This is a genomic window from Hoeflea sp. AS16 (genome assembly GCF_038900095.1).
Taxonomy (GTDB): domain Bacteria; phylum Pseudomonadota; class Alphaproteobacteria; order Rhizobiales; family Rhizobiaceae; genus Hoeflea.
This window is the reverse complement of record NZ_JBBMQQ010000015.1, coordinates 1-6,837: the sequence shown is the minus strand read 5'-3', so window position 1 is coordinate 6,837 and position 6,837 is coordinate 1. Positions and strand designations below refer to the sequence as shown.

Annotated in this window: 1 protein-coding gene; it reads right to left on the bottom strand. The window is 61.0% G+C overall.

What is annotated here, in order from left to right:
* Positions 1–6,837: VCBS domain-containing protein (locus WNY80_RS21685; RefSeq protein WP_342889495.1), on the bottom strand; the 6,837-nt coding region annotated here is incomplete at both ends.

The following is a 6,837-nucleotide window of genomic DNA, read 5'->3' as shown; positions in this document are numbered from 1 at the left end:
GTGATGATGTCGTCACCAAGGCCACCGGAAATCTCATCATTGCCGGTCCCCCCGGTGATCGTGTCCTTACCCTGCGAACCGATGATGACATCAGCGCCGTGACCGCCATCGATCTGTTCGATGCCGACCATGGTCGTACCGGAGAAATCGAGGTTGTCGTCTCCGGGACCGCCAATGACCTGAACGCCGGAGAACCCGTTCGCATTGATTTCCTCAATGTTGTTGGCTGCCCCGAAACCGCCCGAAATGCCGATCTTGGTATTGTCTTCCGCTGCCAGGATCCGGTCCGTGCCGGCGCCACCATTGAATGCGTCAAAGCCATTCAGGGTTCCGACCAGGAACACGTCATTGCCAGCGCCGCCATTCATCGTGTCATTGCCGGATTCGCCAACCAGAATGTCGTTGCTGTTCGACCCGTTGATCGTGTCGTTGCCGTTGCGGGCGAGCACCAGCGTGCGGCCGTCAGCGGCCTGAACCGTGATGGTCTGGTGGACGTTGAACGGAGATTCGACCCCGAGCAGCACCGTATCGAACGGCAGGAACACCTCGCCGACGGCAATACCCTTCTCGATGGTCTCGAAGTCTTCGGCCGTGAAGTTGAAGCCACCGGCGTTCACGGTCGTTGTGCTGCCTGCAATCAAATCATCAATCGCTGTGATCAATGCATCGTTGGCCGCCTGATCAAGCGTCAGCGCGATCCGCAGGGTGTCGGCGCCATCGCCGCCCTTGTAAGTGACATGTGCAGCATTTGGCCCCTTTGCCATGATGACATCGTCACCGACGAGGCCGTCGATGTTGACCTCATCGATGTTTTCAAGTTCCGAGACAATCTCGGAGGTCAAGCCGCCATCAGTCGACCGGGACACCACGATTTCGGTATCCGCGTTCAGCACTTCGGCGCCAGCGCCCAGGCGGGCCTGGTAGTCCGCTACGCTCTCGACGAAGTAGGCGACGTTGTCGTTGCCAGTGGTTTCGTTCGCAACGAATGTGTCGGAGTCCGCCCCTGCATCAGCGTCAGACGCACCCTGAACCACATCCCGGCCATCGCCGGCGTTCCAGACGATCGTGTCATCGCCCGCACCGCCACGCAGCACGTCTGCACCTTCGCCGCCGGCCAGCAGGTCGTTGCCTGCGCCGCCATCGAGCGTATCGGCGAAGTCGGTGCCTTCGATCACGTCCGGACCGGCAGTGCCCGTCAGGTTGAGCGGCGCATCATTGTCGCTGCCATAGACCTCGATGTGATGGCCTTCGAAGGTACCGTCACCCGTGTTGGTCACAACACTCACGATCATGTTGAGATACGTGTTGCCGGAGAAAACCGGGTTATCGATGTTGTATGCGCCTGCGATGCCGACCAGCACACCGTCAAAGGTGTTGCCGGAGACTTCGGCGTTGTCGGTTTCACCGCCGATATAGACCGCGTAGTGGGTGTTCGGGATCGGATCGCCAGCCCCGTCAACCGGACCTTCGACCGTGTTTCCGATGATCCGGATTCCGTCTGCAGCCTGATAGGCCATGATCCCGGTCGTGACCCAGTCACCGCGCTCGTAGCCGATCTCGGAAACCGTGTTGTTGGAGACCACGCCGCCTGCACCGTAGGAGACCTGGATGCCGTTCTGGGCAATGGCGTTGGCGGCAGGCAGGAAGCCGGCGCCGTCAATGTCGTTGCCGTCGATCACAACGATCAGCCCCGAACCCGAAGCAATGATGCCGGTCTTTTGGAAGTCGGTCACCGTGTTGCCGGTGATCTCGACGGTGCGGGCCACCGCATCGTCGTTGATGACCATGATGCCGTTGCCGCGCTGGTTGCCCTTCGGCGTTCCGTCGATGTTCGGTTCGTCACGAACGCCGGTTATGGTAAGGCCTGCGATCGTACCCGACGAGTTGCCGAAGAAGACACCCTCGAAATCAGGGCTGGAGCCGCCAGGCATCGCATCGCCGAGATCGTTGCCGTCGACCATCATGTTCTCGATGGTGATCCCGGAGGAGCCTTCAACCGAGATCACGGCAGCGCGGTCCTTGGAGGTCGCGGTGGTTTCGTTGATGAATTCCGGAGTGTCCGGCATCCGCACGATGGTGGCATCGCCTGCACCGGTCAGGGTGACATCGGTCTTGCCGTCAAGTTCGAGCTGTTCGACGTAGACACCTGCATGCACTTCGACCGTGTAGCCGGTGCCTGCGGCATCGATGCCGTCCTGGATCTTCTCGAAGGTACCGACCAGGTTGCCGGATGCATCGAACAGGAAGACGTTGGCCGTCAGGTCGAGATCAACGCCGTCATTGCCAAAATCGATGCCTTCGACACCGTAGAGCGTGTCGACCTTGCCTGCCGTTTCCGGGGCACCCGCCTTCGACGTTACCTGCCAGGCCTCCAAAACGGAGTTGAAGCTGACGTCGTACTGGCTCTGCGTTCCGGCATAGACCGCGACATCGTTCTCGCCTGTCTTGGCAAACTTGTTGTCTACATCGGTAAGATCAGTCTCGTTGCCGTAGAGCGTGTCGCTGCCACTGCCGCCGAACAGCGAGTCGTCACCAGTGCCGCCGACCAGGGTGTCGGCATTGGTTCCGCCGGCCCATGTACCGGCGTCTCCGCGCAAGGTGTCATTGCCGCCTTCGCCGCGCAAAACGTCGTCATTGTTGCTGCCGGTCAGGATGTTGGCATCGTTGTTACCAGTGAAGCGCGCCGTGGAATTGTGCGCAGCCGTCACGTTCTCGAAGCCCGAGATCGTGTCACCTGTCAGTTCGCCGCCTTCAACGAAGTTGGTACGCAGATCGACAGTATGGATCATCGAAGCTGCGCCGCCGACCGACAGTTTCAGCGTGTCGTTGCCGGCACCGCCCGAAAGCACGTCCGCACCGGCGCCGCCATCGATCGTGTCGTCGCCGTCATTGCCCGAAATCGTGTCATTTCCTGCGCCACCCTGGATGACGTCATCCCGGCCCGAGCCAACAATCACGTTGTCGGAGCTGTTGCCGATGACACGGCTGGCGGAGCCAGCGCTGGTATCGGCCGCGTTGAGGGTCAGGTTCTCGACGCCGGTGAAGGTGGCACCATGGGCCGCGTAGCCGCCCCCGGATCCGCCATCATTGAGGTCAACCGTGACCTTGCCGGTGAGAGCCGAAAGGTCGACCGTGTCGACGCCGGCACCACCGTCAAACGTGGTACCACCGCCATCGACCATGTAGTCATCACCCGCACCGCCACGCAGGATATCAGTGCCCGCGCCGCCGATCAGCAGGTCGTCACCGTCACCGCCGTTGAGCGTGTCGTTGCCATCATTGCCAATGACGCGATCATTGCTGTCATCAGCCGTGAAGATGTTGTCGCCTGACAAGCCCTGGACTGCGATGTCCTTGGCCATGCCGACAACGGCATTGATCACACTCAGAGGCAGGCCGGAGAGATCCAGATTGCCGCCGATGCCGTCAATATTGAGGCCATGCCAGTCTGCGGTGACGTTGATCGTCAGGCCGCTGCCGATGATGTTCAGGCCATTGGCGTCGGCAAAGTTGTAGATCGCCACACCGACCTTGGAATAGACGCCGGTCACGGTCACGCCGTCGAGCGTAACGGTGCCCATCGGCTGGAACGGTGCATCGACACCGCGGAACTGGATGCCGTTCTCGGCAGCAGCACCCGGGTTCTCGACCGTGACATCCGTCAGGGTGACATTGCCGTTGTAGAGATAGAACGACACCGGACCTTCGCCCGAACCGCCCGAACCAGTGGTGGCGTTGCCGGAGAAGACGAAGGTATCGATGCTGATCGCCGCCACGTTGGTGGCGTTGCTGACATGCAGACCATTGTACTTGCCGCCGGTCACGGTGCCGTTGGCCAGGCTGACACTGTCGTAATCCGCGGCGGAATTGACCAGGATGACCTGGTTGGCCGCACCGGTGAAGTCGATGTTGTCGATGCTCAGCGACTGGCCTGCGCCGCCGCCATTCACGGTCAGCGCGATGGCGCCTGCGCCGCCGTCAACCGTGACATTGCCGACACCCCTGAGCGTGATCCCTTCGGATACCGTCAGGTTCTCGAAGTAGGTGCCTTCATGCACTTCCACGGTGTAACCGGCATCAGCCGCGGCAATACCTGCGCTGATGGTTGCAAAAGTGCCGACCAGATTGCCCGAAGCATCGAACACGAAGACATCGGCCAACAGGTCGAGATCGACGCCGTCATTGCCGAAATCGATGCCTTCGATGCCGTAAAGAGCATCAATCTCACCGGAGCCGATTTCCTCGACCCGCCAGCTGCCATTGGCCTCGCGGGTGACATTGTAGTCCGTTGCCACCCCATCGAAGACCGCAACATCATTCTCGCCGGTCTGCGCCAGGATATTCTCTGGAACAGCATGACTGCTTCCATTGCCGTAGAGCGTATCGTTGCCGCTGTCTCCCTTGAGCGTGTCATCGCCCTCGCCGCCGACCAGCAGGTCGTCGCCGGCGCCCCCGTTGAGCGTGTCGTTGCCGACTTCGTTCTCTGCATTGCCGCCCGGCTTGTCCGCGCCGTAAAGCTCGTCATCGCCATCACCGCCATTGAGCGTGTCATCTCCGCCCTTGCCGATGATCCGGTCATTGCCGGAGGTACCGGTAATGGTCTGGCCCACAGCCGGCTGGCCGGACTTGTCGCCCTGGATTTCCGTGTAGATATCCGAGCCCGCAGGCAGCGTGATGGTAAAGCCCGAGACATCGATAGTCACGTCGGTGACGCCGTCGATGTTGAACAGCGGACCCCAGTTGCTTTCAGCGGCCGAGAGGTCGAGGCCGTTGACCGACAAACCGCCGACCTGGCTGAAGTTGAAGATCGCAACCGGGTTCTTGTGGAACGCGCCCGAAACCGTCACGCCATCAAAGACCACCGTACCGATATTCGGTGCGGTGAACGGCGTTGCCGGGTTGCCGCTGCCATTGTTCACGTAACCGGTGATTTCGACTCCGTAGTCGGGCCGGTCGTTCTCGGCGGTTGCAGGTGTTGCTCCCTCGAACGTAACCCCGTCGAACAGGGCATCGCCCTCATAGCCGAACAGCTTGACATGGCCTGAACCATTGTAGTTGGACTGGAACCCGTTGTTGGAGAAGTCCGTGTCGACAATCTCCAGTTCCGTGATGCCGGCAACGATCGGCCCGGCGCCATCATCGTCCGGATCATCACCCACCACATAGATTCCGTGCTGCGAGTTGCCGCTGATCTCGCTGTTGACGATCGTCAGCTTGCCGGCATTTGCCGTGGTTTCGACCTGGACGCCGTTTACGCCGCCAACGAGATTGACATTGTCGATCGACACGTCGCCACCGCCAAGGTCGCCGGTCAGCGTCACCGCATCACCCGCTACCGGGTCGATTGTGACAATCCCCTTGCCGACAAAGGACAGCGCCTTGGTGACGGACAGACTCTCGGCGTAGGTGCCTTCCGCAATGATGATGGTGTCACCGGCCGTTGCCGCATTCACGGCGGCCTGAATGCTGTCGAAACCGCCATTGCCGACCAGCAGGATGTTGCCACCTGCGTGCTCGATGATCTCGATCTCGATCAGGCCATCGGAACCTTCGCTGCCACCGGTCGTAACCGTCCAGCCGGCCTGGTTGCCGGCCGTCGCCGCATCAGCATCAGCGACAAAATTCACCATGTCCGGCGTAATCGACTGGATGTAGAACGCGGTGTCGGTGCCGGTGCCGCCGTTAAGCAGGTCGTTGCCGGCGCCGCCGTAGAGATGATCGCCACCTGCACCGCCGCCCAACCGGTCGTTGCCCTCGCCGCCGATCAGCGTGTCCTCGCCGCCGTCGCCGATCAGAATATCGTCGCCGTCACCGCCGTCCAGGTGGTCCGAATTCCCTTCACCGCGAAGATAGTCATTATCAGCCCCGCCGCTGAGCGTATCTGCTCCGGAGCCGCCGTACAGCGCATCCTCTCCGGCGCCACCACTGATGCTGTCATTGAGGTTGCCACCATTGACGGTGTCATTGCCAGCTCCGGCGTCAAACACCGTACCCGTTCCGTATTCGCCGGCCAGCGGATCACCGGCATTTGGCAACGTGACAATATCATCGCCATCCATGGCGTTGAGATAGTTGCCGTCCTGTGCGTCAGCGGCGCTGAGATTGCCGGCAGCGGACAGGTCGACTGTCTCGCCATCGTTGGAGAACAGCACGTCGTTGGCGCCGTTGACCGTGACGGTGATCGTCTGCGTGGCAATGCCGCCATTGCCGTCGGCCACTTCGACCACATATTCCAGGACAAGGGGGGCGTCACCAGCCTTGAGATGATCGAACAGATCATCGCTGGAATTGTCAAACGTCCACTTGATGCTTCCGCCGGTGGTGGTCGCCGAAGAGGAGACCGAACCGGCCACGCTCATCAGAGCCTTGAAATCACTCAGGTCGTGACCGCCCATTGAACCGGACACCACGGAGGCCGAAACCACGCGGAATGTCTGCAGGTCCGTCACATCGACATCGTTGAAGGCCAGCGTTCCGGTGAACAGGTCTCCGGCCGTGCTTCCGGTCAGCGCACCCTTGCCGGCAGCGCCAGCCACATCGACGGCTTCGTTGTAGCTGACTGCAACAGGTCCACCAGCAATAACCGGCGCATCATTGGTGCCGGTAATGGTGATGGTGACGTCGACATCGTCGGTGCCGCCATGGCCGTCATCGACCGTGACCGTATAGGTCTGCGTCAGAACCTGGCCTGCTGCCAGGTAATCGATGTCGCCGTCGGCAACGCTGAACGTCCAGCCAAGCGTGCCGTCGGTTGTCGTGTCGGTCGTGGTCGGGCTGGTCAGCGCAAACGTACCCACATAACCGGCATCGGCTTCCGCAAAGCTGGCCGTATGCGTG